This is a genomic window from Bremerella sp. TYQ1, from assembly GCF_020150455.1.
GTDB classification, from domain to species: Bacteria; Planctomycetota; Planctomycetia; order Pirellulales; family Pirellulaceae; genus Bremerella; species Bremerella volcania_A.
Genome location: NZ_CP083740.1, coordinates 2,912,135 through 2,935,533, shown reverse-complemented (window position 1 = coordinate 2,935,533; position 23,399 = coordinate 2,912,135). Strand labels below are relative to the sequence as shown.

Annotated in this window: 20 protein-coding genes; 19 read left to right on the top strand and 1 reads right to left on the bottom strand. The window is 52.9% G+C overall.

Annotation, left to right across the window (positions count from 1 at the left end; all coding sequences use genetic code 11):
* Positions 1 to 46 precede the first annotated feature (46 nt).
* The 4 genes from LA756_RS11590 to LA756_RS11575 all read left to right on the top strand — a co-directional run bounded on the left by LA756_RS11590 (position 47) and on the right by LA756_RS11575 (position 5,662).
* Positions 47 to 1,006, top strand: coding sequence for an aspartate carbamoyltransferase catalytic subunit (locus LA756_RS11590; RefSeq protein ID WP_224440039.1), 960 nt, complete (start codon positions 47 to 49; stop codon positions 1,004 to 1,006).
* 69 nt (positions 1,007 to 1,075) lie between these two features.
* The gene (locus tag LA756_RS11585; protein WP_224440038.1) at positions 1,076 to 2,359 is read left to right on the top strand and encodes a dihydroorotase family protein; all 1,284 of its coding nucleotides are present in this window, start codon (positions 1,076 to 1,078) and stop codon (positions 2,357 to 2,359) included.
* A 57-nt stretch (positions 2,360 to 2,416) separates the two neighbouring features.
* Positions 2,417 to 3,124: an NYN domain-containing protein gene (locus LA756_RS11580; RefSeq protein WP_224440037.1), complete on the top strand. Its 708-nt coding sequence runs from the start codon at positions 2,417 to 2,419 to the stop codon at positions 3,122 to 3,124.
* Positions 3,125 to 3,610: 486 nt separating this feature from the next.
* Positions 3,611 to 5,662, top strand: a complete 2,052-nt coding sequence (locus LA756_RS11575; protein WP_224440036.1) for a hypothetical protein — start codon at positions 3,611 to 3,613, stop codon at positions 5,660 to 5,662.
* Between the two features lie 66 nt (positions 5,663 to 5,728).
* On the opposite strand, the gene purD is transcribed toward LA756_RS11575, so the two are convergent.
* Positions 5,729 to 7,024: a phosphoribosylamine--glycine ligase gene (gene purD, locus LA756_RS11570; RefSeq protein ID WP_224440035.1), complete on the bottom strand. Its 1,296-nt coding sequence runs from the start codon at positions 7,022 to 7,024 to the stop codon at positions 5,729 to 5,731.
* A 538-nt stretch (positions 7,025 to 7,562) separates the two neighbouring features.
* Here purD and LA756_RS11565 point away from each other — a divergent pair.
* The 15 genes from LA756_RS11565 to LA756_RS11495 all read left to right on the top strand — a co-directional run bounded on the left by LA756_RS11565 (position 7,563) and on the right by LA756_RS11495 (position 23,367).
* Positions 7,563 to 8,342, top strand: a complete 780-nt coding sequence (locus LA756_RS11565) for a hypothetical protein (protein ID WP_224440034.1) — start codon at positions 7,563 to 7,565, stop codon at positions 8,340 to 8,342.
* A 25-nt stretch (positions 8,343 to 8,367) separates the two neighbouring features.
* Positions 8,368 to 9,150, top strand: a complete 783-nt coding sequence (locus LA756_RS11560; RefSeq protein ID WP_224440033.1) for a hypothetical protein — start codon at positions 8,368 to 8,370, stop codon at positions 9,148 to 9,150.
* A 172-nt stretch (positions 9,151 to 9,322) separates the two neighbouring features.
* Positions 9,323 to 10,621 carry a c-type cytochrome gene (locus LA756_RS11555; protein ID WP_224440032.1) on the top strand — a complete coding sequence of 433 codons (1,299 nt, stop codon included), beginning with the start codon at positions 9,323 to 9,325 and terminating at the stop codon, positions 10,619 to 10,621.
* A gap of 83 nt (positions 10,622 to 10,704) precedes the next feature.
* Entirely contained in the window at positions 10,705 to 11,505 is an 801-nt protein-coding gene (gene coxB, locus LA756_RS11550) for a cytochrome c oxidase subunit II (protein WP_224440031.1), read from the top strand.
* Positions 11,506 to 11,511: 6 nt separating this feature from the next.
* The gene (locus LA756_RS11545; RefSeq protein ID WP_224440030.1) at positions 11,512 to 13,326 is read left to right on the top strand and encodes a cbb3-type cytochrome c oxidase subunit I; all 1,815 of its coding nucleotides are present in this window, start codon (positions 11,512 to 11,514) and stop codon (positions 13,324 to 13,326) included.
* 5 nt (positions 13,327 to 13,331) lie between these two features.
* The gene (locus LA756_RS11540; protein ID WP_224440029.1) at positions 13,332 to 14,354 is read left to right on the top strand and encodes a heme A synthase; all 1,023 of its coding nucleotides are present in this window, start codon (positions 13,332 to 13,334) and stop codon (positions 14,352 to 14,354) included.
* The gene (cyoE, locus tag LA756_RS11535) at positions 14,351 to 15,262 is read left to right on the top strand and encodes a heme o synthase (RefSeq protein ID WP_224440028.1); all 912 of its coding nucleotides are present in this window, start codon (positions 14,351 to 14,353) and stop codon (positions 15,260 to 15,262) included. Before LA756_RS11540 ends, cyoE begins: the two co-directional genes overlap by 4 nt.
* A 35-nt stretch (positions 15,263 to 15,297) precedes the next feature.
* Positions 15,298 to 16,512 carry a cytochrome c oxidase subunit 3 gene (locus tag LA756_RS11530; protein ID WP_224440027.1) on the top strand — a complete coding sequence of 405 codons (1,215 nt, stop codon included), beginning with the start codon at positions 15,298 to 15,300 and terminating at the stop codon, positions 16,510 to 16,512.
* 13 nt (positions 16,513 to 16,525) lie between these two features.
* A complete protein-coding gene (locus LA756_RS11525) occupies positions 16,526 to 16,969 on the top strand; it encodes a cytochrome C oxidase subunit IV family protein (RefSeq protein WP_224440026.1) in 444 nt (147 codons plus the stop codon).
* 90 nt (positions 16,970 to 17,059) lie between these two features.
* On the top strand, positions 17,060 to 17,920 hold the full coding sequence (locus tag LA756_RS11520) for an ATP-binding cassette domain-containing protein (RefSeq protein ID WP_261362103.1): 861 nt from the start codon (positions 17,060 to 17,062) through the stop codon (positions 17,918 to 17,920).
* Positions 17,917 to 18,780, top strand: coding sequence for an ABC transporter permease (locus LA756_RS11515; protein ID WP_224440024.1), 864 nt, complete (start codon positions 17,917 to 17,919; stop codon positions 18,778 to 18,780). Before LA756_RS11520 ends, LA756_RS11515 begins: the two co-directional genes overlap by 4 nt.
* A complete protein-coding gene (locus LA756_RS11510; RefSeq protein WP_224440023.1) occupies positions 18,777 to 19,949 on the top strand; it encodes an SCO family protein in 1,173 nt (390 codons plus the stop codon). Before LA756_RS11515 ends, LA756_RS11510 begins: the two co-directional genes overlap by 4 nt.
* A 3-nt stretch (positions 19,950 to 19,952) precedes the next feature.
* Positions 19,953 to 20,402: a DUF420 domain-containing protein gene (locus LA756_RS11505; protein ID WP_224440022.1), complete on the top strand. Its 450-nt coding sequence runs from the start codon at positions 19,953 to 19,955 to the stop codon at positions 20,400 to 20,402.
* Positions 20,403 to 20,406: 4 nt separating this feature from the next.
* Positions 20,407 to 20,724, top strand: coding sequence for a hypothetical protein (locus LA756_RS11500; RefSeq protein ID WP_224440021.1), 318 nt, complete (start codon positions 20,407 to 20,409; stop codon positions 20,722 to 20,724).
* 174 nt (positions 20,725 to 20,898) lie between these two features.
* Positions 20,899 to 23,367 (top strand): PQQ-binding-like beta-propeller repeat protein, encoded by a 2,469-nt coding sequence (locus LA756_RS11495; RefSeq protein WP_224440020.1) that lies wholly within the window; start codon positions 20,899 to 20,901, stop codon positions 23,365 to 23,367.
* Positions 23,368 to 23,399: the final 32 nt, after the last annotated feature.

Here is a 23,399-nt window from a genome sequence, read left to right as displayed (position 1 = left end):
GCCCAACGTAAAACCAGCCAAATTCGCTAACTTTTTCTGGGATTCCATGGAGACGCCTGGTTTTCTCGAGCCCTTCAAGGGCCGCTGGACAAAGCGGCATTTGCTCGATTTGGAAAGTTTATCGTCGGACGAAATTACACTTCTTCTCGACGTTGCTCAAGCGTTCAAAGAATCCACCCAAGACTGCCGCAAAAAGCTTTCGGTCCTCGCCGGAAGAACGAGCGTCAATCTATTCTTTGAAGACTCAACGCGGACGCGAACCAGTTTTTCCTTAGCGGCGCGTCGCCTCGGGGCCGATGTTATCGAGTTCTCTGCGTCTAGCAGTAGTCTGTCCAAGGGCGAAACACTGCTCGACACCGCGAAGACGATTCAGTCGATGTGTATCGACACGCTGGTCTGCCGGCATAAAGCGCCTGGCACACCGCAAATGTTGGCTGAAAACCTCGATGTTGCAGTGATCAATGCCGGGGACGGCCCTCACGAACACCCCACGCAGGGCTTGTTAGACATCTTGACGATCCGTCAGCATCGCGGCGATCTGAACGGCAAGACGGTCGCGATGGTAGGCGACATTGCCCACAGCCGTACGGCACGCTCGAACATCTGGGGCCTGCAGAAACTTGGCGCTCACGTGATTGTTTGCGGCCCTTCCACATTGGTTTCACGCCGATGGGAAGAGTACGGCGTCGAGGTCTCGCACGATTTAGATGCGATACTGCCTCGCTGCGACGTGTTGAATTTGCTGCGAATCCAATTCGAGCGGCAGTACACTCGACCATTTCCCTCCGTTCGTGAATATGCGCTGTTGTATGCGATGGATCGCAAGCGAATGGAACGAGCCAAGTCTGACATTTTGATCATGGCGCCAGGACCGATCAATCGTGGCGTTGAGATCACGCCAGAGGTTGCCGACGGTGAGCACTCGGTGATTCTGCATCAAGTGAACAACGGGCTGGCTGTTCGGATGGCGGCGATGTGGCTCCTCAATGAAGGTCGAGCCCAGTAAGTCGGACTCGTTGATTGAATCTTACCCCTCGTTTCCGTCGGAAATCGACACGGGACCGGACGAATTAAAATGCTACGAACGTTGATTCAAAACGGTCGGGTAATCGACCCAAGCCAAAACATCGATCGCGTTACGAATCTGTTGATTGAAGAGGGGCGGATCGCCGGCATCGATGTGGCCCCAACCGACGAGATGAAGGTAATCGATGCTTCCGGCAAACTGGTCGTGCCGGGGTTGATTGATTTGCACGTACAAATCCGTGAGCCTGGATTCGAAGAAGACGAAACCATTGAATCGGCGGCATACGCGGCGCTTGCCGGCGGCTTCACCTCGATTGCGGCAATCAGCGAAACGAATCCACCTGTCGACAGCGCAGCAGCGGTGACTTATCTCGGCCGGCAGGCTTCCGAAGCGGATCACTGCAATGTCTATCCTGTCGCATGCGTCAGTAGTGAGCGACAAGGGGAAGAGATGGCGGAGATCGGCATCTTGCACAACGCAGGTGCGATCGCCTTCAGCGACGGTCAACGTCCAGTTTCAAATCCAGAACTGCTTCGTCGGGCCTTGGAGTACACACTAATGTTTGGCCGCCCGGTGCTAAATCGCCCGGAAATGGTCGAGCTTTCTCGCGATGGCGTGATGCATGATGGTAAAGTGAGCACCGTACTAGGGCTTGCTCCGATGCCTGCCGAAGCCGAAGACGTGATGGCGGCTCGTGATATTCGTATTTGTGAAGCGACCGGGGGAAAGCTGCATCTCTTGGCGATCTCGTGTAGCGGAACTGTCGAGATCCTTCGTCGTGCCAAGGTACGAAACGTTAGTGTGACGGCAAGTATTTGCGCATATCAGTTCGCCATGACCGATGATGCGATGCGCGGGTTTCATACCAGTTTGAAATTGAATCCGCCCCTGCGTTCGCAAGATCATATGGACGCGTGCATTGCCGGACTTCGGGATGGAACGATTGACGTTATTGCCAGTGGACACGCCCCGCGTTCTTCTGAAAAGAAGATGTGTGCGATTACGGAAGCTCCCTTCGGAATGGTTGGGCTTGAGACGGCCCTTGGGCTAGTAAGTACGCATTTGGTTCACACCGGCAAAGTCGAATGGCCGACGATCATTCGGGCGATGTCGACCAATGCCGCGAAGGTTCTAGGCGTCGAAAAGGGAACTCTCAAGTCAGGCGCGGATGCGGACATCACCATCATTGATCCGGAGCATGCCTGGACAGTCGATACCTCTTCGTACCGCTCGAAGAGCTTCAATTGCCCGCTGAATGGTGTAGCACTGAAGGGGCGGGCCGTCGAAACGATCGTAGGCGGGATCACGAAGTTTCGTTACGATGAGGCGTAACGCACCGAGTCGTGCTCGCAACTACGTTCCTTCAGCAGCTGAGAATTTTCTGCTGCCATGCCGCTGATCATTGATGGATACAATCTGCTTTTCGCGGCCGGGCTCGTCGGTTCTGTCGATGGCGAGGGCTCCTTTGAAGGGGAACGCCGTGCATTACTGGATGCCTTACTCTCAGTAATCGATCCAAAAGAATTGACGCAGACCGTCGTGGTGTTCGATTCGGCCAAAGCACCGCCAGGATTGCCGCGAATCTATAACCACCAACAGATCACGGTTCGATTCGCAACCGGCTACGCCGACGCGGACGAGATGATCGAAGAGTTAGTCCGCGATCATCATGCCCCCAAGCGATTGACGGTCGTTTCCAGTGATCATCGCGTTCAACGCGCCGCGAAGCGAAGAAAAGCCAAGGCGATCGATAGCGACAGCTGGTATCGCCTGATGAGGCAAACACGTCAGCGGCGTCAGCAACTCGAGGCCAAAAAACCTCCGCCTCCTAAGCAGCCGAAGATGCCTTCTTTGCCTGACACGGAAGTGAATCAGTGGATGGAATTCTTCGGGGACATTGATTTCGATGAATTGACTCCGCCGGAGTTCATTGCTCCTAAATCATCGCCACCATCTGGTAACTCCGTTGAAGAACCTGAGTCGGCCCCTCCTAAGAAAAAGTCGTCGAAGCCTCAACCTACAGAGCCGACGCCTCGGGTTTTCACCGACGACTATTTGAAGAAGATCGCCGAAGAGTTTTTCGGGCCAGATCCGTAACGCGGGCCAAGTAATTCTCGCTCCGCTTCCTCGACGAGGCGATCTTGGTTGCTTGCTGCGGATACGCAGTTTTGGCGTTGCACAAATTGGGCAATCGCGTCGCGTTAATTCTATGCATTCTTCGCGATTCACCGGCGATTGGCATCCCGGCTTCTTAGGCGAATTGCCGGCGACCTGCGGAACTTCCGCATTGCTCCGGAAGACGTGACAGCATGGTGAAATCACGAGTAGGAAATTTAATCTTGGTGACGATTGAAATACCACGATGGTGCAATTAGGCTTTCCCCCGTAGGTGGATTGCTGCCGCAATGATGAGGCGGCCCCTTTTAGGCAGGATTTTGGAAACGATTTGTTGAGCAAGTCGGCGTCTTTTTCTGTGGATCGTGATTGGCGGGAAGCGTGATCAGGATCGTTCATTAGGTAGGACGCGTCACGCTCTCTCAAAGATACATTCCCATCTTCAACCGCATCATCGAGGTGCTATTCATGTTTGTTCGCACGTTCGGCGTGGCAGCGATTCTCGCAGCCGTACTTTGTTTGTTGGTGCCGGAAAATTCATTCGCTCAAGGGCGTCGGCTGATCACCGGTGTCGTTACTGCCGGAGACATGCCACTGGAAAATGTTCACGTCGAACTCTTTTCGGCCGGTTGGGGGCGAGCCCATCTGCTGGATGCAGGGACTACCGATGAGGACGGTATCTTTAGCGTCAACTATCGTCGAGCGAGTTACAAAGACTTGTTGTATGTCGTTGTTTCGGATGGTGCACCGGGGCAAAGCGAATTGGTTTTCGCGGCCACGCTAGGACAAGTGGGCAAAGATCTTTCTCAGGCAGTCGTCGTCAACGAGCTTACCACTGTGGCGACCGCGTTCGCCTGTGCCCAGTTTATTGATGGACATCAAATCTACGGATTCTCTCCTGGCTTAGACAATGCGTTTGCCACGACAACGAACCTGGTTGACGTGCAATCTGGGGAAGCAGGAGCAGTCGTTTCTAATCAGAACAACGGGAGTACGCTTCGGCAGTATCCACGAAGTACCCAAGCTCGTCAGCGAATGTATTCGCTGGCCAATATGCTTGTCGCATGTGCGACCGATGGTTCCGGTGCCGCTTGTGACGCCTTGTTCGCGCTGACCACTCCTGTCGGAGCCCCGGCGCCGACAAACACATTTGAGGCGATTCATAACATCGCCCGAAACCCGGCAACGTTCGATAACGATTCGCTGTTGCTGTTGGCTCAAACCGCTCCGCTTTATCGACCGATGCTGTTGCGGGCACCGGAAGCATGGATTCTGATGCTCCACTTCACCGAAGGTGGCTTCAACGCTCCGGGACGAACGGCGTTTGACTCTAAAGGGAACGTGTGGGTCAACAATAACTTCAACAACTCGCCACCCGATGTCGATCCAGGAGAGCAACTCACTGTCCTGAGCCCGACAGGCGAACCAATTCTCGGCAGCCCCATTATCAACCCGCTTCTTAGTGGATCGGGCTACGGCATTTCGATCGATCAATCGGACAATTGCTGGATCTCGAACTTTGGGAACGGCGATATCGTTTCGTTCAATTCGCGGGGGCGTTTCCGCAGCTACATTCCATCCACGGTCTACGACGAAGATCCTCCTGTAAAAGCAATGGGGACGGCAATCGATCAGGATGGCAATCTGTGGGTTACGAACATGGGCGACTCGAGTGATCCGCTTTCCAACGGTTCGATCACTGTCTTTATTAAAGGGAATCGCCGAAATTCGATTACCTTTCCCGAAGGCAAAAATGATGGGCTGATTGTTCGCAAGCCGTTTAGTGTGGCAATCGACGCTCGCGGTAGAGCGTGGGTTGCCAACTCGGGCTTTGCCCCGATCGGTGTCGGCAACGTGGCCGTCTTGAAGCTGAATAACCGAGGCAAGATCAAAGTCGTCGCCCAGATCGATTCGCCAGGTCTTGGACAAGCTCCTGATACCAATTTGCTTCGTAAGTATGGCGATTTCTCATCACCGAAGACGATTGCGATCGATCAGAAGGGAAATGGGTGGATCAGCAATTTCGAGTCGAATAAAGTCACCTTCATCGATCGTCGCACTTTTGAGGCAACCGACTTTGAAGCCGATCCGAGCACGCATGGTTGGGGACTTGCGGTTGATGGAAGCAATCAAATTTGGGTCGCCAGTTTCACCAACGACCCGAGCTCCAGTCCAAACGCCGCGATGGCTCCTCCTAGGATTTCGGTCATGCAGGGCAAGGGGCGAGATCGAGGTGAGTTGCTGTTTAGCTTCTCCAATCCTTCGTTCCAGCACATCACAGGTTTGCAGATCGACGCTTCGGGTAATGTTTGGATTTGTAACAACTGGACGCTCGACTCGACGAAACAGGACGTCATCGGTGGCGATGGTCTCGTGCAATTTATCGGAGTTGCGACGCCTGTTAAAACGCCACTTATCGGTCCCCCAGAAAACCCAGAGTTCTATCACCCACGCTTTGGCTTCGACGAGTTTGGCCCAAGCAAGTGGTTCCCGTTTGATCCATGGTGGTTCTTCTGGTAACTAATAAAAAAAGGGCAACGCCTTTTGGTGTTGCCCTTTTTTATTTCGAAGTGTCGCGGCGTACATTTACGAATGTCGTAGCGCTTTGTCGGAAATATCCTTGCGGCACCAGGCACCATCCCAGCGGATACATTTGACGGCCGTATAGGCCTTCAGCTTGGCGGCCGAAATGGTATCGCCGATTGCGGTCACGCCCAGCACGCGACCACCATTGGTAACCACCTGATCGCCTTCCATTTTGGTGCCTGCGTGGAATACTTTTACGTCTTCTAGCTTTGCTGCTTCCTCCAAGCCACGGATAGGCTTGCCTTTTTCGTAGCTGCCGGGGTAGCCCTCGGAGGCCATCACGACACAAACGGAGGGACGTGTATCCCATTCCGGAGGATCGATCGAATCGAGTCGCCCTTCGGCACAAGCTTCCAGGATGTCGACCAAGTCCGACTTCAGACGCATCAAGATCGGTTGGCATTCCGGGTCGCCAAAGCGAACGTTGTACTCCAGGACCTTCGGGCCCTGGTTGGTCATCATCAGTCCGGCGTAGAGGACACCTTGGAATGGGTTTCGGGCCCGCTTCATACCGTGGACGGTCGGAACGAGTACCTTCTCCTGGACCATCTGCATGACCTGAGGCGTGACTAGCGGGGTAGGGGAGTAGGCTCCCATGCCGCCGGTGTTTGGTCCTTGGTCGTCGTCGTAGGCAGGCTTATGATCTTGAGCCGGTGGAAGTGTCAGGATGGTTTTTCCATCGGTGATTGCCAGCACACTGGCCTCTTCGCCATCGAGACGTTCTTCGATGATGATTTGTGCGCCGGCGTCACCGAAGACGCGTTGACGACCAATTTGATCGATCGCTTCCAAAGCCTCTTCCGCGGTATCGCAAACGGTAACCCCTTTGCCGGCAGCAAGTCCATCTGCTTTAACGACCACGTTGACATCTTCCCCTTCGTGTGGGAAGCGGTCCTTGATGTACCGTGCCGCCGCATCTGCTTCACGGAAGACGCGATAGTCGGCTGTCGGAACGTCAGCGCTACGGAGGGTCTGCTTGCAGAAAGATTTACTGCCTTCCAGTTGGGCGGCGGCTTTGTTGGGGCCGAAGATCGTGAGTCCTTGTTCCTTGAAGTAGTCGACGGCACCAGCAACAAGAGGTGCTTCAGGGCCAACTACCGTTAAGCCAACGTCATTCCGTTTGGCGAAGGAAACGAGTTCCGCAAAGTCGGTTTCCGGAATGGGGACGTTTTCCGCATCGATTTGGGTGCCAGCGTTTCCTGGAGCGACAAAAACGTTTCGCACGCGGGAACTCTGTGACAACTTCCAAGCTAACGCGTGCTCGCGTCCACCAGAACCAAGGACCAATACGTTCATAACATCGCTGCCGGGATGAAGGCGCTAAAACAATCAAAAAGGACAATCACGCAGTGTAGCAAATTCGGAGTGTTTCGCTCACCACCTGGGTGAAATCAGACATCTTGGTTGAAATCGGACAATTGCCGAATAATTTGCGGCAAGTTTGGCCAAAAAGTGACGGTATATGGAAGATCTTTAGGCTTGTTCCAGGCGATGCGTCTGGTAAAACAGGCAAACTGCGAAGAAGTCCCACCTATCCGCCGTTTTGCGGTGCCTGCCACTGTTGGCTGTTAGCAGATCTCCCTGCTTTTGAGAACTTTTACACACGTTTGAAACCATCTCCAAGGGGGTGGAATTGATGTCGTAAGAGTCGTAAATTAAACAGATTGCGCTCCCCTCATTCGGGTGCGACAGAAAACTCAGGCACACGAGCAGTAGATGTTTATAATGTGGAGTGGAATAAGACGTCCCCCCGGGCGTTGGACTCCCTATGCTCTTCGTGGCCTTCCTAAACAAATCTCCCACCTGAGAGAAGAGTCCGACTAAGGAGTTACTAATGAAGAAGACACAACTTGGATTGATGATCTTGGCTGTACTGGGTGTATGCGTTCAAAACGCTGTCGCTCAGGAATGGGGCACCGTTACCGGTCGCTTTGTTGTCGATGGCGACGTCAAGGCTTTGCCTCCGATGAACGTGACCAAGGATGCAGAGTTCTGCGGCCCTAACTTGCCAGACCCTTCGATCGAAGTCGGTGCTGATAACGGCTTGAAGAATGTTGCGATCTGGCTTTATCTCGATCGCGGCGCTAAGGCCCCTGAGGTTCATCCTGAATACGAAGCTGCTGCGAAAAAGCCTGTGGTGATCGACAACAAGGCTTGTCTTTACGCACCTCACATTGCCACGGTAATGGTCGGACAGCCTGTTGAATTTAAGAATTCGGATCCGATCCCCCACAACTTCAAAGTTGAAGGTTTCGCCAACGCTGGCATGAATAATCTTGTTCCTGTTGGTGGTGTTTACGAGCACAAGTTTGACAGCGAAGAGCGTTACCCGATGAACGCCAGCTGCTCGATCCATCCTTGGATGTCAGCCAAGATTGTCGTTCGCGAATTGCCTTACATGGCAGTGACTGCAGAAGATGGTTCGTTCGAGATCAAGAACCTGCCGGTTGGCGAACACAAGCTGCAAATCTGGCACGAAGTTCCTGGCACCATCAAGGAAATGACCGTTGGTGGTAAGAAGGTCAAGGATCGTAAAGGCTTGCTCGAAATCACCGTGAAAGCAGGCGACAACGACCTGGGTGATATCGCTGTCGACGGTGGCGACTTGAAGTAACGCGACCCGTCTGGGGTGCCTTGCAATGAAGACGGTGTACGCCGCACTGCTAACGCTGATCGTCCTGGGCTTTGTTGCCCAGGACGCTTTTGCGCAGCAGTGGGGAACCATTACCGGTCGCTTTGTTGTGAAAGGGCAGCCAGCCGCATTGCCAGCGTTAGCCGTACCACGTCGTGTCGCCGCAATTTGCGCTGATCCGCTGGTCGATCCACGCTTACGTATTGGGAAAAATGACGGTTTAAAAGATGTCGCGGTTTGGCTCTACGTCGATCGTGGTCAGGCAACTCCTAAACCGCATTCGATGTATGACACGCTGAATAAAACGCCTGTCGAGATAGCGAGCGAAGGCTGTTTGTTCAAACCGCAAATCAGCATGGTGCAGACTGGCCAAGCGGTCGGATTTGTGAATGCTGACCCGGTTTTGCACAACTTCAACATCGCAGGATTTGCGAATGCGGCATTCAACTTTTTGTTGAAGCCTGGCGAAAAGCGAAGTCGGGTTTTTACCGTGGAAGAGCGTTATCCGATGGATGTCATGAATGGGATTTTTCCCTGGATGACGGCCAGCATCATTGTCCGTGAATCACCTTACATGGCAGTTTCCGGCGAAGAGGGTAATTTCACCATCGAAAACCTGCCGGTGGGGACGCACAAGTTCCAAGTCTGGCACAAACTCCCAGGAACTATTGACCGAATGGAGATTGGGGGAGAAGTTTCCAAAGATCGCAAGGGAATCGTAGAGGTTACCGTTCGCCCAGGGAAAAACGATTTGGGCGAGATCATCATCGATGCAGATCTTTTGAAGTAGAAGTCGTACATTTTTTTGAACGCGGCGTTTCGGTTGGTCCGCGTTTGTTTATTTCGAGACCGAGTGATCGGTTCTCCTAGTGGAAGAGCACGGGACAAGACCGTTCAATTTCCTGTTAATTTCAAATGGCAGCAGGCAGTCGCGAGACCGCGGCGGCAAACTGGAACACACAATGCGAATTAGCCAAGCCCCTGAGTTTGGCGGGCATCACTGGGCGGGAGGCCTGGTATTGGCCGCACTGGTTGGGGTGATCGTCGGATGCTCTTCGGAGCCAGCACAATTCGAGCTAAATCGGATCGCGATGCGCAAGACGGAAGTCTCGCTTGGAGCAACGCTCGATCAGAAATACCAAATTGATCCGATTGCCAAAATCTTAGACGAATCGTTCGGCACGCCTGACGAGCCTATCGTGCCTGAAGTGCCGGATGTGGAAGAGGTGATGGATCTCGACCATCTGAAGATGGCAGCTGGCCCATATGGCAGCGATGAAGATGGAACACCTCGCGGTCTCTACCGCCAACACTGTGTTCATTGCCACGGTATCTCTGGCGATGGTGCTGGTCCAACGGCCGCCTTTTTGAATCCTTATCCACGAAACTTCCGCAATGGAAAATACAAGTGGAAGTCGACGAAGACCGGCTCGCCTCCGACCCATGACGATTTGAAGCGAGTCTTGGTCAACGGTGTTCCTGGGACGGCGATGCCTAGTTTTGCCTTGCTGCCGGAAGAGGAAATCGAAGCCCTCGTTCAGTACGTGAAGTATCTCTCGATTCGAGGCGAACTCGAGCGAAATCTGCTGCTCGAATTTTCTGATCTCGATACGTCTGTCGTGAAGCCAACTGACAGACGGAGCCAGGAAGAGCAAGAGTATGTCGACAGTCTGACTCCGGAAGATATTCAGGAGGAAAAAGAAGATCTCGACGCGGCGATTGAAGAATTGACCGATCCTGTGGTCGTTCAAGAAGATTTCCTGGCTCCGATCGTCGAAAGCTGGGCTTTTGCTTACGAGAACGTGACCGAAGTGCCAGCGAAGCCAGAAACCGAGTTGCAGGAATCGTTGGCCGCAGGTCGCGATCTCTTTTTCAACAAAGGGGGCTGTGCGACATGCCATGGGCAATCGGCTGTCGGCGACGGACAAACGGCGGAAATGTTCTACGACGACTGGACGGAAGAATATTTCGATCCGAAAGCTCCTGAGAACTTGGATCAGTTTATGGCGTTAGGGGCACTACCGCCCCGGAAGCTCGATCCGCGTAACTTGCGACTCGGCAACTTCCGTGGTGGTCGACGTCCGGTAGACGTGTACTGGCGAATCCGAAACGGGATTGAAGGGGCGAAGATGCCGGCTGCTCAGCAGCTTTCCGAAGAGGAAATCTGGCACGTTGTCGACTACGTCCGCAAGGGATTGCCGTATGACAGCTTGAGCCAACCGCCGGAGCACGAACAAGAGAACGTCCGGGTACGAAACTAACAACGCGAACATCGATGGATGCCAGGTGATTTTTGATCGCCCCTGGCAAATGACAGCCACGGCTGGAAGTAGGAGAGTCCCTGGTGGGAAGATTCTGGAGTCTGATATTTCTCAGCATCCCAATCTTGGGCGTCGCACTTTTTGTGTGGTCCGCCATGGGTTGGTATCCGCTGCAAGGGCACTGGTTCCCAGAGTTGGTTGTTGCTGATCACAGCATCGATCATCTCTTCTATTTCATCCTGTGGCTTACCGGGATTGTGTTCGTTGGGACGGGGCTTTTGTTGTTTTGGTTTTTGTGGAAGTACGACGAAAAACAGAACGATGGTCCGGTGGTCTACTCGCACGGAAGTCACTTTTTGGAAGTGATTTGGTCGGTCATTCCAGCCGTCATCCTGCTTTTTCTGGCCATCTATCAAATGGATGCCTGGGCAGGGGCACGTATGCGACGTCCGACGTTGGAAAACGGTCAGCCGAAGCCACCGATCGCTCGTGTGACCGGGCGTCAATTTGAATGGAAGATTCAATATCCCGGCGACGATCAGAAGTTTGATACTCCGGACGACATTTACCTGACGAACGACTTGCATGTTCCACGCGACGAGGAAGTCGTTCTGGAGATCACAAGCGAAGATGTTCTGCACAGTTTCTTTCTACCGAACTTCCGAGAGAAACAGGATGTCGTGCCTGGCATGAAGCAGTTTGTTTGGTTCAAGCCAGTAAAAGATGGAAAGTACGATATCGTTTGTGCAGAACTTTGTGGCTGGGGGCACTACAAGATGAAGGGCCAAGTCACTGTCGAGTCGGCAAGCGATTTCAAGGCATGGCTGAAGAAAGCCTACGAAGAACAAGAGTTGTCCGAGTATTCGCTGGCTGAGGCAGAGTAAGAAACGATGAGCAGCATCACTGCGGATGGGCACGCAACTTCAGCCCAATCAAGAAGCGAATTTGGTGTCGGCGAGTTTCTGTCGACCTATGTATTCTCGCGCGATCATAAAGTGATCGGTTTGCAGTTTTTGTTTTCTACCCTGCTGTGGTTCCTCGTCGGCGGATTGCTGGCGATCGGCATCCGCTGGCAACTGGCGTGGCCGTGGAGCGATATGCCGGTGATCGGCAAGATGCTCTTTTCCGCCGAGGGAGGACAGATCTCGCCTGAGTTCTACACAATGCTTTTCACCATGCATGCCACGGTGATGATCTTCCTGGTGATCATTCCGATCCTGGCTGGCGCGTTCGGGAACTTTCTGATACCGCTGATGATCGGTGCGGATGACATGGCTTTTCCGACGCTCAATATGTTGAGCTACTGGATCATGTGGCCGGCGTTTTTCCTGTTCGGCGGAAGCTTCTTTGCCGCAGGGAATGGTGCATCTAGCGGTTGGACGAGTTATCCAACGCTTTCCGCGATTCCGGAGTCCGCACCAGGTAGTGGCGACGCGCAAACGTTATGGCTGCTTGGGGTGACTTGCGTTGGTATCAGTTCGATGATGGGCTCGGTCAATTACATGACCACGATCATTCAGATGCGTGCCCCAGGTATGACAATGTTCCGCTTGCCCATGACGATCTGGGGCATGTTCATCACGGCACTGCTGCAAGCTTTTGCATTGCCGGTGCTGACTGCCGCCGGGTTCATGCAATTGTTGGATCGAACCGCCGGAACTGGCTTCTTCATTCCGGAAGGCCTGGTGGTGAACAACTCGGAGATGGCCGCCGGGGGTGGGCAGCCGCTGTTATGGCAGCACTTGTTCTGGTTTTATTCGCATCCCGCTGTGTACATCATGATTTTACCGGCAATGGGGATGGTCTCCGATATTCTGGCCTGCTTCGCACGTAAGCCGCTGTTTGGTTACAAGCCGATGGTTTACTCCGTTTGCGGTATCGCCGGACTCGGCTTCATTGTTTGGGGCCATCATATGTTTGTCTCCGGAATGAACGCCGGGCTGGGCATGACATTTATGGTTGCCACCATGATGATTGCGTTGCCGAGTGCCGTGAAAACATTCAACTGGCTTGGGACGATCTACGGTGGAAAGATCCAGTTCACGACGCCAATGTTGTTTGCCCTTTCGTTTGTCTCGATGTTTGTCATCGGTGGCCTTTCCGGCATCTTCATGGCGGCAACACCGGTCGATATTTTCATCCACGATACCTACTTCATCGTGGCTCACTTCCACTATGTGTTGTTCGGTGGAACAGCGATGGCTGTGTTCGGGGCGATCTACTTCTGGTTCCCCAAAATGTTTGGCCGCATGATGAACGAACCACTCGGGAAGATCCACTTCCTGCTCACGTTCCTGTTTATGAACGGTACCTTCTTCACGATGCACATTCTCGGGGCAGTTGGTTTTCCCCGACGCCTGGCCGATCCTTACCATTACGAGACGTTCCGGCACTTGTTGCCGATGAATCAGTTCATGACGATTTGTGCCATCTTGATGGTCGCGTCTCAGATCTTCTTCGTTGTCAACTTCTTCTACAGTATTTTCTTCGGTCCCAAGGCTGGCCGAAATCCTTGGCACTGTAACGGTCTGGAGTGGCAAGCTCCCAGTCCACCGGGGCACGGCAATTTCGACTTCCAGCCGATCGTTTACCGCGGACCGTACGAATATGGTTCGCCGGAAGTTGATGAAGACTATTATCCTCAGACACAACCGCCCAACGAACGTGGCGATACGGACGAGCCACCCACCCTCGTCAATCATTAAGATTTATGCCTAGCCACCCACAGAACGAGTCTCTTTGGCCACATCGCCTGGCGATGCTGCTTGTGTGTGCCACCTTCCCGCTGATCTGGATCGGCGGCTTGGTGACCACGACGAAAAGCGGCATGGCGGTGCCGGATTGGCCGTCGACTTATGGATACAACATGTTTTTGTATCCATGGCAAACTTGGGTGTTTGGCCCTTACGATTTGTTTCTCGAACATGGACATCGCCTGCTGGCATCAACAGTCGGCTTGTTCTGTATTGTGTTCCTTGTGTTGGCCATTTGGCGAAAAGATAAAACGTTAATCACGCTCGGCGCAGTTGCGTTGGCGTTGGTCCTTTTTCAAGGCGTGTTGGGTGGCCTTCGCGTTGTCTGGGACAAGACGACGATTGCTCGTGTGCATGGCTGTGTCGGTCCATTGTTCTTCGGATATTTGATCTACTTGGAATGCTCTACTTCCAAGCGGTTTCGCTCTATGACGCGAATCGACTCGCCTCTCAGCGGTAGTTATCTGCGACTATCCATCGGTTTTGTTATTGTCGCGTTTCTGCAAATTGTGCTCGGTTCCCTGATACGCCACGTTCCTGTTGAAATGACACATGGGGCCTTTCGAGCATCGCTTTTGTTTCATGTCATCACGGCATTTCTGGTGATGCTCAGTTCTATCGCATTTTTTGTATTGGCGTTTCGAGACCGACAGGCGAACCGCAGTATTCGCTTCACTTCGGCCTTCGCTGTTTGGTTGATCGTGGCTCAGATCGCCTTGGGCATTGCTGCTTACACCGTGAAATATGGTTGGCCGACTTTCCTGCCAGGCGGGGTTTACTTCGCAGACTTTGTGGTGAAATGGGAAAGCGGATTGCAGTCAGTTATTGTGACTGGTCATGTGGCCGTTGGGTCCTTGATATTGGCCTGCAGCGTGATGCTTTTGGCCTATTGCATGCGATGCTATCCCATCGCGTTTGCTCGAACTAATTCTTCCTCCGCCGGGCTCAAGAATTCCCCGGGGCATGAGGTGATGGCATGAGTAGTGGCCCCGCCGCTTTAACCGAACGAAAGTCTCGTGTACGCCAGCAATTGAGCGACTACCTTGAGCTTACAAAACCCAAAATTGCGGTCTTGTTGCTGGTCTGTGTCGCGATTGCTGCCTATTGCGGAAGCAATGGCCAGCCGGACGTGGCGAAGCTTGTGCACGTAATCTTGGGAACAGCCCTTGTTGCGGCAAGCAGTTGCGTTTGGAATCAGTGTCTGGAAGCTCAAGTCGATCGCCGGATGAACCGGACTTCGCAGCGTCCGATTCCTAGCGGAAGAATGTCGCGGTACTCGAGTGCCATGTTCGGCACGTTGTTGGGATCGATCGGCGTTTCATATCTCCTGGCAACTGTCGGCGTGATGCCGGCGTTAATCGGCGCACTGACTTGGATCCTGTATGTGTTCATATACACTCCCATGAAACAGGTCACTCCCTGGAACACGACCGTCGGGGCGATTGCCGGAGCACTTCCCATGCTCATGGGTTGGCTCGCCGTCCGGCCGACGCTTGACCTTCAAGCGATCGCTCTGTTTTCGATTCTGTTCTTTTGGCAGTTTCCGCACTTTATGGCCATTGCTTGGCTTTATCGCGAAGACTACGCCCAAGGCGGAATGAAAATGTGGTCTGTCGTTGATCGAAGCGGCACCAAAGCTGGTATTCAGGCGGTCTCTGGAGCCATGGCGCTTTTGTTGGTAAGTATCGTTCCGGGGATTGGAGCGATCGCGTTGCCGAATGCTTGCTATATGTTGCTGTCGCTTTTAGGTGGCGTTTTTATGTTGGTTGCCTCGTGGCGATTCTTCATTAAGAGAGACGAAAAAACGGCTCGGCAGTTGTTGTTCGCTTCGTTGATTTACTTGCCGGTCCAGTTGGCACTGTTGGTTATTTTGCCGACCTCCGCTTAACGGAACTGTTTCCTCAAAGCCTAGACTGACATCGAATGTCCGATTCCCACAACGAACATCACGATCACATCCAGCTGGAATATCACCCGGCGTTGCCATTGTCGCTCGGTAAGCTGTGTCTGTGGTTGTTTCTTTCAACGGAAATCATGTTCTTCGCCGGTTTGATCGGCGCATACGTGGTGCTGAGGTTTGGTGCACCAACAGGTACATGGCCGACACCGCACGATGTTTATTTGAGTGAGCCGATCGGCGCATTTAACACCTTTGTGCTGATCTGTAGCAGCCTGTCGATTGTGCTCAGTCTTGAAGCGGCTCGACAAAATCAAAGTGCAACCGCCAAAAAGTGGTTGGTGCTGACGTTTGTGCTGGGAACTGTATTTCTAGGGGTGAAAGCTTACGAGTACAAAGAGAAGTTTTCCCACGGGATTTTCCCCACGAAGGAGAATCGTCGGCTGTATGATCAGCCTGACGTTTACTACGTCTCGGCGTTGAAGGTACGTCTGGAAGAACTCAAGACCGACTTGTCTGACGAACAGAAGCAGCAAGAGGTACTCGAAGGTGTGACTCAGGAAGAGTTCATCGACACCATGCTGACCGGTGGAGTCGCTCATGCCGCTCGCGCAGCTACGATGAGTGATAACCCGATCGAAGCCCAGGCAATTCTTGATTCGCTTGCCTATGCGGTGCAGCATCATGCTGTTTCGGATTATCAAGTCACTCGTCTTCGCACGGAACGAGAGTCCCTCCAAGGTCCCTTGGCTGATCTAGAGGAACAACTGTCTACCAAAGAGACTCGCAAAAATGAAATCCAAGAACAACTAAAGCCGCCTGCGGAAGGGGAAGAAGGCCCTTCCGATGAAGAGCTCCGCGAGCTTCGTGTCGAACTCGGGGCTTTGATGCAGGAAGTTGCCAAGATTGAAGTCGATGCGAAGCCAAAGCGAGAGCGAATCGCCTTTCTGAATTTGCTACTTGCCGATGACGCCCATCTCTTGAACCATGGAATTGGGCACGAAGTTCCCGAAATGAAGCTTCCATTTGTATTGCCCAGCGGAAACATGTGGGCAAGTACTTACTTCCTGCTGACTGGCTTCCATGCTTTGCACGTCATCGTTGGGCTCATCATTTTTGCGTGCGTGTTATTCAGTACGCTCGACGTCCGCAAAGCCCACTACTTGGAGAACGCGGGGCTGTATTGGCACTTTGTCGACCTGGTTTGGATTTTCCTCTTCCCGATGCTGTACCTGTTTTAAATGAAGTAAATCCGTGAGCGATCCTAATACCCATCCTCCGACGCACGACCAGCATCTGGAAAACGACGAAGAACTGCACGCTTCTACCGGAAACGGCAAATATTGGGCCGTATTCGTGGCGCTTTGTGCGTTGACTCTTTGTTCGTTTCTCACCTACTTCGACTGGTGGGATACAAGTATTCCGCCGAACGTAAGCATGGCATTCATGATGGCCGTGTCTTGCGGAAAAGCCTTGTTAGTCATGCTGTTTTTCATGCATCTGTTGTGGGAAGCCAATTGGAAATGGGTGCTGACGGTGCCTGCGGCGATGATGTCCGTATTTCTGGTTTGCATGCTGATTCCTGACATTGGTATGCGAACGGAGACTTACTCGGAAAGTCGATGGCTACATGCTCCTGTTCCTCATGCTGAAACGAGCGAAGCCGCTGCCGCGGATTCGACTCCTGCTGCTCATTAAGTTGACCCGCGAATGATTGCCCCGCGCGCTGTAACTATCGAGAACGTTTCCCATTTTTATGGAAAGCGGAAAGCGCTGGATGATGTCAGCTTGTCCATCGACCCAGGTGAGATCTTTGTCTTCCTGGGGCCCAATGGCGGTGGGAAGTCGACACTGTTTCGACTGCTCTCAACCCTCATGCCGCTTCGAGAAGGCGATATCAGCGTTCTTGGTCGCTCGGTTCGGACACATGAACACGAGGTCCGCCAGCAAATCGGCGTTGTGTTTCAGATGCCAAGTCTCGATAAGAAGCTCACCGTCGCAGAGAACATTCAGCAGCAGGCGGCTTTGTATGGTATTTCTGGACAGCCGCTAAGGGAGCGAATGTCGCTTCTGCTGGAAAAGCTGGAGCTACAAGATCGCCGAAATGATTACACGGAGGATCTGTCTGGTGGTCTCCGCAGGCGAGTAGAACTAGCCAAAGGGATGCTGCATTCGCCTAAGGTGCTTTTGTTGGACGAACCCAGTACAGGTCTCGATCCAGCGGCACGTCAGGCGATGTGGCGCTACCTCGAATTTCTGCGAGCGGACCAAGGGGTGACTGTCATTCTGACTTCGCACCTCCTGGAGGAAGCAGAGAAAGCCGACCGCATTGCGATTCTGGATCAGGGAAAGCTGGTTGCAATCGATTCGCCGGACGCCCTCAAGGATCGAATTGGAGGCGATACGATTACGATTCGTACGCGTCAGCCTGAAACGCTGATCGATACACTTCAGGCGGAGTTAGGTCTATCGGCAACCGAAGTAAGTGATACGGTTCGCCTGGAAACGGAAGATGGGCCTGCCACGATCCGTGCGATCATGCATGCCGCCAGCGAGCTTGTAGACGCCATCACGTTGGCGAAGCCGTCCTTGGAAGATGTATTTATCGCGATGACCGGTCGGCAGTTCGCCGAGGAGGTTGCACCGTGACACCGGAAGCAACCGCACAGCCCCGTCCACTCCGCGCAGCCTGGTCGCTATGCAAACGCGAGATCATTCGATTTCTTCGTCAACGCAACCGCATTGTCGGGGCGATCGGTCAGCCAATTATTTTCTGGTTGCTCTTTGGAACAGGGCTCACCGGCGTCTTCCGAACATCGGAGCAGGGGGGAAGTGGCGAAAGTTTTACGGTCTACTTCTTTCCAGGAACGCTACTGCTGATTGTCTTGTTCACAGCGATCTTCGCGACAATTTCGATTATTGAAGATCGAAACGAAGGCTTTCTCCAGTCGGTACTCGTGTCGCCGATTCCACGCTGGGCGATGGTACTTGGAAAAGTGCTCGGCGGAACGATTCTCGCAGTGGGTCAGGCGTTGATCTTTCTCTTACTGGGCTATTTTGTAGGAATCACACTGGACTTCGTACAGTTTCTGTCGGTGTTCGGTCTTTTGATTGTCGTTGGAATTGGCTTAACGTCGCTTGGGTTTTGGCTTGCTTGGCGAATGGAATCGACGCAAGGCTTTCACGCGATCATGAACTTGTTGCTGATGCCGATGTGGCTTCTCTCCGGAGCATTTTTTCCGATTCCCACAAGCGGCGAATCATCCTCTACCGGACAGTGGCTTCTCGGTTGGGTAATGACATTGAATCCTGTGACGTATGCTCTCGCAGCGATTCGAAGAATTTTGCACGCCGAAGCCGCTCCAAGTTTCTTAGCGAACGAATCGGCCGGGCAGTTTTGGTTGCCTAGCGTTCCCTTGGGCGTAACGATTACTTTGTTGTTCGCCGTCGTTATGTTCGCCTTGGCTTGTCGTTCGGCCATGAAAACCAGGCGAGGAGATTGGATATGAAACCTACCACAGGCATCTTTGTTTCAGCTGTGCTGCTGATTTTGTTGGGGATCACGATGGTGTGGTCGGCCATGAACCGAAAACCGAGTCACGGCTCGGCGCCTGCGGATGGACACGATGCCACCGACATGATCGTAAAACTAGACCGCGAAATTCCTCCTTTCGAGTTGACGTCGGCCGAAGAAGAGTCGTTCGACACCGCAACGCTGGAAGGAGATGTCTGGATCGCTAGTTTCTTCTTCACGTCGTGCCCGTCGATTTGCAAAATGCAGAACCAGCAGATCGCGATCTTGCAAGAAGAATTCGCTGACGAAGGCGTCAAGTTTGTCAGCATTACATGCGATCCCGACACCGATACGCCTGCTGTACTTCGCCAATATGCTGAGTCATTCCAGGCCAAGCCGGGCGTTTGGACCTTCTTGACTGGGGACATGGAAAAGCTCAAAGAGATCACTGAGAACTCCTTTCAGGTGATGTTCGAGACGCAAACCCATAGCGATCGCCTGATGGTGATCGATAAGCACGGAAAGCTGCGAGGCACGTTTCGAGCCACAGACGATACCGATTTTCGTCGTGCCAAGAAAATGCTGAAAGAACTATTGGCAGAGTCTTTCGAGCCCAGCAGCGATGCAGAGGTTGCTAAAAAATCGGAAGAGCCCAAGCAGACCATGGAGAGCTTTCAGCTGACAGACAGTCTTGATCAACCGTTTGATAGCAAGTCGCTAGAAGGCGATATCTGGTTAGGCAGCTTTTTCTATACGTCGTGCCCCGGTAGTTGCGTCATGCAGAATATGGAGAAAGCGAAACTTCGGAACGAGTTCAAAGATCGCGACTTGAAGCTTGTCAGCATCACGTGCGATCCAGAAAACGATACGCCTGCCGCATTAGCCGGGTATGCCGAGCGTTTTCAGGCAGATCCAGATCGATGGTACTTCTGTACCGGCAAATTTGATTACATCAAGCAGATCGGTGACGAGTTTTTCAACATCGAAGTTGCTGAGCAGTATCACAGCGATCGAGTATTCCTAGTTGGCAGAGATGGCAAAGTCATCGACTCCTTTCGCACGAGTCAAGCTGATCAGATGAAATCGCTGAATGAGAAGCTGGATGAACTGCTACCACCTGGCGAAGAACCGACTTCTAATGCGGTAACGGAAGAGAAGGAATAACGCGTGGACTTGGTAACGATCTTGCCGCACGTCAATGCTTCGCTCAATGGTTTGGCGACTTTGCTCTTGGTGATCGGTTTTGTCCTGATCAAGCAGGGCAAAGTCGAGGCGCACAAATGGACGATGCTGGGGTGCTTTGGCGTCTCGGTCATCTTTTTAGTTTGTTATCTCCTTTATCATGGATTGATGGAGGGGCATAGCAAAACCTTTCCGGCGTACCCGCCCGATGTGGTTCGTTACGCCTACTATTTGATGCTGCTGACGCACGTGGTTTTGGCTGCGGTTGTTCCGTTTCTCGCCGTCATTACGATTTACCTGGGCCTGAAAGACCGTCGTGAGGCGCACCGGAAGTTTGCGAAGTGGACGTTCCCAATTTGGCTTTACGTTTCCATTACCGGCGTCTTGGTGTATCTTTGCTTGTATCAGTTTTTTCCAGCCGAAGTTCCGGCCTAGCATCATGCGTAAGATTCAATCCATCACTGCGATATTTTTGCTCACGGGCTATTTGCTTCTCGCGGTCCCTTCGTGGGCTTGGGCATGCCCGACGTGCAAAGATGGCTTGAGTGAAAACTACGTCAGTGCGTACGCGTTCAGCATCATGTTCATGATGACGGTTCCTTATATCCTCTTAGCGGGCTTTTTTGCTTACATCGTTGTTTGCTATTTGCGTAAGCCTAAAAGCGAGCGAAAAGAACTGTCCGCCGATGAATTAACGGAAATTGCATTGAAAAAAGCGGAACAGGGCATTCCTACTCAACCGCCGGCCTGGGACTGATTTCGGCCCGATTCTCTACGCATTGCCTGATAGTTTTGGTCACGCTAATCGCTACGCCTCCCCCGTTAGATGGTGGATTCCGTGGCGTACTGCAATCGCTTTGCTTTTCTGGGGGGAAGAGGCCTTCTATACTGTAATTTGGAAGGCAGTCACACCGTCAGGAATAGCGAGTGCATGATTCTTAGGCCAATGCTTACATCGCGGTCCGCAGGACTTGTTTGGGTCCTTTCCCTCTTGCTCCTGGGCGCATCGCCAGTGAAGGGCCAAGTCGGGGATATCTTTGCCCGAGCTGAATTTTCGTTAACGGTCGACCTGCCGGAAACGAAGAACGATACCAAGAATCTTCTCGCTCAAGTCGATCAGCAGCTTCAGCAGAAAAAGTGGCAAGATGCAATCGACACGCTCGAACGCTTGATTGCCAGCCATGGGAGCGAACTGATCGCCCAAGGACGTGATCAAGTCGATCTAGGTAGCGAGTACGTCTATTATGTCGAACTGAAGACCTACCTGCAGCGACGCATCTCGGAGTATGCACGAAAGTCCCCCGAGTTTTTAGACGTTTATCGATCGCGGATCGACGCACTCGCTCAGGAAGAGTTCGAGAGAGCCACACAATCGAGGAATCCAGCTTTACTGGCTGCGGTCATCGATAACTATTTCTTAAGCCAATATGCTGACGACGCTTTGCTCAGCTTGGGAGATCTACTTCTAGAGCAAGGAAGATTGAACGAGGCTCGAACTGCATGGGAGAGAATCGCCCCTCGTTTTCGTACCCCCGAGGATCCCAATGGAATTCTCTTAGCGATGCCAGGGCAATCGCTTTGGGTTGCCGTGGATGGAATCGACTGGGAGGAACATCGCGATTACGTTCGTCAGCTTCTAAATGACAGCGATAGTTCAAGCTCGCTCGAAACAGCAGCCGATAGCGACGTCGACCCGGCCGCGGTCTGGGTACGTCTTTGCTTGGCATCGTGGTTAGAAGGAAGTTCAGAAAGAGCACGTGTCGAGCTCAAGTTGCTTCAGCAGTTGTATCCCCAAGAGCGAGGTTACTTGGGCGGCCGCGAAGTGAATTATTCCGACTATCTAGCGACTTTATTGAAGTCTTCTCCCGGTGAGCTAGAGGCGGCAACTAAAAAGAACTGGCCCACATTCGCCGGAGCGTATGCTCGGACCGCCGATGCGTCGCTACCGAAAGGTGCCGAGACTTATGAACCTAATTGGAGCATCTCGCTCGAGCCTCATTCTCTTTCCCGAGGTGTGCCTCGTAATGGCTTCGCCGATGAAGGGCGAAGTCGTACGGCGGCAGATTTAACGACGGAATCGTTTGACGCGCTGAACAGCACATTTCCTATTGTGATCGGTGAGAATGTCGTCGTTGCCGACGAGCAAAGGGTTCGCGCATTTGAGTTAGCGAGCGGTCTGCCGGCATTTCCTTCCGGAGGAAGTCAAGTATTCGAGCGAGCCGATCTCGACTATGGAATGTTCCATACAACCAACCGATCTGGCGACTTCAGCTTTAGCATGGGAAGTGGTCGCCGTCGAGGTTCGCCACTTTCTGCCATGCAGTTGAAATTGATTCATGCGCTCGGCCCGGCACGTTTCACGCTGGCGTCTAAAGACACAAAGTTGGTTGCTCGAGTTGGAACCACTGCGATTGGCGTTCCTTACGCTCAAGCTCAGTTCCAAGACCCAGCCGATATGGTCGTCTTCGATATGCGGAAAGAAGGGAAAATGGAGGCGAAAATTCCTCCTGTGACCGAGCTTTCTGGGCCATGGTCCTTCGAGGGCACGGCCATCCTGCAAGGCGAGCGTCTTTATTGCGGCATGACAAAGTCCGGTGTGCGCGATGAGTCAGCCGTTGCCTGCTTCGACTGGACCACGTCGCAGATGCTATGGCGAAGAACGGTCTGCCTCACTCAGCCGTACGGCAGTGGGTTGGTAACGGAAGGGGAATACGGATTCCGCTCCCACAACTTGCTGACGCTAAAAGATGGCGTGTTGTACTACAACTCGAATCACGGCGTTATCGCGGCATTGGAAGCCGATCGAGGGAGCCTGCTTTGGTTGACCCATTATCCTCGTCGAGACTTGATTCCCAGCTCATTAGAGCAATCGCATCAGCAAGTGCAGCGCAACGCTAATCCATGCCTGGTCACTCGTGGTTTAGTGATTTCCATGCCGCTCGATAGCGAGAGACTGTTCGCGCTGGATGCTGCCACGGGGCAGCTTGTGTGGCAAACGGTTCCTGGCGGGATCGATCCCGTTCATTTGATCGGCGCAACCGAAGAAGATGTGCTGGTCAGCGGTGAGCAACTGTTTTGGGTCCAGCTACATTCCGGCAAGATTCGTGCAGAGTTTCCGGCCGAAGAGAACTCGTATCGCGATAGAGGGTACGGCCGCGGAGCATTGGTCGGAGACCAGGTTTACTGGCCAACTCGGGAAACCATTTTTCGACTCAATATCAAATTATCCGGCGATGGCTCTGTCGTCGAGGCAGCGAAGCCAATTGATTTATCTCAATTCGGTGAAGAAGGTGGTAACGTCGTTGTCGCTGGCGGGCAAATGATCGTTGCCTCGCCAAGTCGAATGACGGTTTACACCCCAACTCAATTGATCGCTCCACCGGACAAAACACCTGAGTAATGGGCCTCACCCAATATTATCCAATGATCCAC